Genomic DNA, 2,871 nt, shown 5'->3' on the forward strand with positions numbered 1-2,871 from the left:
GAATGATTACTCCGTTCTAATAATTAATTTAATTATAAACGGGTTATCTAGTTATAGACATAGAAAAACCCGAATAAGGGGCACTTTTTTATAAGTGTCCGATATTCGGGTAATAGTTCATATTAGTGGGGTGCTTACTTTTCTTTTATATTTCATTCATTAAAAAGGGTTCTCTTTATTCCACAATCTTGCCTTTTAAGTGAATAAAGACGCATTTTCTAAAGAAACGCGCCCGATAGTTGAAGATCTAACAAACTAGTTCTATTATACAGTTCAAACCTTCTTTTAATTCTTCCAAAGATGCATATGCATAAGAAACACGAATGTGATGTATATCTGTTGTATCATATATATAACCTGGGTTTATAAGTACATTTTTCTTAAGCAGATTTAGAAACATTGCCTTATTTACAATAGGTTCATTGAATCGAATCCAGATATAGAAACCTCCTTCAGACTTCTCCCACGTTGCGACGCTCTTAAATTGTTCTTCTAGGATTTTTTCTACAAATAAAGCTCTTATTTTCAATTGTTCGCGTAGTTGCAGTATGTGCGATTCATATATTCCAGATGACAACCAGTGTGCAACAATTTCTTGAGAGAAAGCACTTGAACCGTAATCTGATTGCATTTTTATATCTGCTAACCTTTGGATTACAGGCTCAGGAGCCACTACCCATCCTATTCGTAATCCAGGACTTAGCGTCTTTGAAACACTTCCTACATACAATACTTGTCCCGATCGATCGAGTGATTTTAGTGAAGGAGAAGATGATTGTTCAAATAACAGTTCATGATAAACATCATCTTCAATAATCGGGATTTGTAATTGCGCACAAGTTTCATACAAGATTTGTCTTTCCTCGCTTGTCCAATTGCGACCTGTTGGATTTTGAAGCGTTGGCACGCAGTAGAAGAGGGATTGTTTTCTTCTTTTAGCAATTCTTAATGTTTCTGTTAAGTTGCCATCACGCTGAATAGGCATCATACGCATTCCAGCAGATTGAAATGGGTGGATGGAATTTAAATACGAAGGATTTTCTTGAAAAATAATAGCCCCTTCTTCAAGTAATCCTATGGCAATCAATTGAAGCGCTTGAATTGCACCTGAAACAATTAAGATATTTTCTGGTGCAGTATCAATTCCCCTTTTCTTTAAATACTCACACAAAACACTTCGCAGTTTATTACTTCCTTGTGGTTCAGAGTATCCTATTGCTCTAGAATCCAATGAAAGTGATTTTAAGGAGCGCTCAATTTGTTTTGTTGGAAGTAGTTCAGGGGATAACTCACCTGTTCCCAGACGTATGATGTGATCATATTGCTCATATTCATTTATCAATTGTATGGTATGATAGTTTGGTTTGTGAATACTAGCATCAATATGTTGCTGCCAATTAGGCTGTGATTTATTTAAAAGAACATTCCACGAATTATTTGCTACAAAAGTACCTGAACCTACTCTCGATTCAAGTAAACCATCTGCTTTTAATTCATCTAAAGCAAGATTAATTGTGCTTCGATTCACTTCAAATTGTGCTGCTAGTTTACGCTGTGTCGGGAGCTTAGTACCAACTGTCCAATCGCCTCTCTCAATACGAGTTCTCATCCACTCTTTGATTTGCTCATGAATGGTAAGATGGGATTTCCTATCTGGTTTCCAATGCATAAAAGGTCATCCTCTCAATAAAATTGGCCGGATAAAAATCCATCCAATTGGTTGTTTTCTTTTAGTTGTAACATAGTTACAGTATTAGGGAAAGGGAGATGACAAATGGAAGCAATTATACATGGAATTATTCTAGCAATCGGGCTCATTTTACCTTTAGGGGTACAAAATGTATTTCTATTTTCACAAGGTGCTACACAACCACGACTGCGTAGCGCGTTACCCGCAACAATTACAGCTGCGTTATGTGATACATTATTGATACTTTTAGCTATCTTTGGTTTATCCCTCATCGTCTTGCAATTCGAATGGTTACGACTTAGCTTGATAGTTATAGGCATTTTATTTTTACTTTATATGGGTTACTCTATTTGGCGATCTACACCTTCTACTTCTATAACCAGTACAGCGTTACCGACGAGTAAACAAATTCTCTTTGCCTTGTCTGTTTCCTTACTAAATCCACATGCAATTTTAGATATAGTGGGAGTTATTGGGACAAGTGCATTAAAGTATATTGGCTCAGAGCGAATTTACTTTACCGTTGCTTGTATTGTAGTTTCATGGATTTGGTTTTTTGGCTTAACGATAGCAGGTACAGTCATAAAGAAATTAGACAGCAAAGGAAAATTAATGATTATCTTTAATAAAAGCTCTGCACTATTTATTTGGGGAACTGCCATATATCTTTTCATCGGTTTAATGTGATAAATTAATGAAATAAGTACTGCTGCGTAACAACGATTTCTAGGGAAATCGTTGTTACTGTTTTTTTCTTCGATTAATTCTTATTTCAAAATCCTTAGTTCATATTATCCATTTCTATTTAAATTTAAATTTCCAAACTTTTTACAATTGATTTTCATATAAAATGACCCTAGAATCAATTATTGGTTTGGTTAATAAACCTGTCTATTTTTCAAGTCATGTTGCTCCGCAATCTGGCCCTTTAAAATATAAAAAGGCGCATTTCCAAAAGAAACGCGCCCGATCGTAATATAAGTTTAACCAGTTTTTACTGGTTGAACTTTTTTCATTTGGTTTTATTATTGCGGTAGTCGGAGTAGAACGTAGCGCCCGGGGGACATGATCCCGTCCGCAAAACTGTTCACTCCCTACTTGTATAAGCATGTTTCAGGCTGGTTGGGACAAAGATCCCGTTTAACAAGCGAACCTATGACAGTACAAGCAGCCCTAGGGAC

General features: G+C 35.9%; 2 protein-coding genes. One reads left to right on the top strand and one right to left on the bottom strand.

Annotation, left to right across the window (positions count from 1 at the left end; translation table 11 throughout):
* Positions 1-247 precede the first annotated feature (247 nt).
* Positions 248-1,669, bottom strand: a complete 1,422-nt coding sequence (locus LRP81_RS23010) for an aminotransferase-like domain-containing protein (protein ID WP_230505529.1) — start codon at positions 1,667-1,669, stop codon at positions 248-250.
* Positions 1,670-1,774: 105 nt separating this feature from the next.
* Between LRP81_RS23010 and LRP81_RS23015 the strand changes: the two genes are divergently transcribed.
* On the top strand, positions 1,775-2,377 hold the full coding sequence (locus LRP81_RS23015) for a LysE/ArgO family amino acid transporter (RefSeq protein ID WP_230505530.1): 603 nt from the start codon (positions 1,775-1,777) through the stop codon (positions 2,375-2,377).
* Positions 2,378-2,871: the final 494 nt, after the last annotated feature.

The organism is Sutcliffiella rhizosphaerae, from assembly GCF_917563925.1.
GTDB classification, from domain to species: Bacteria; Bacillota; Bacilli; order Bacillales; family Bacillaceae_I; genus Sutcliffiella_A; species Sutcliffiella_A rhizosphaerae.

Bases quoted from the DNA above. Each gene is read 5' to 3' on its own strand.
- LRP81_RS23010 (WP_230505529.1), bottom strand. From the start codon at position 1,669: ATGCATTGGAAACCAGATAGGAAATCCCATCTTACCATTCATGAGCAA.
- LRP81_RS23015 (WP_230505530.1), top strand. From the start codon at position 1,775: ATGGAAGCAATTATACATGGAATTATTCTAGCAATCGGGCTCATTTTA.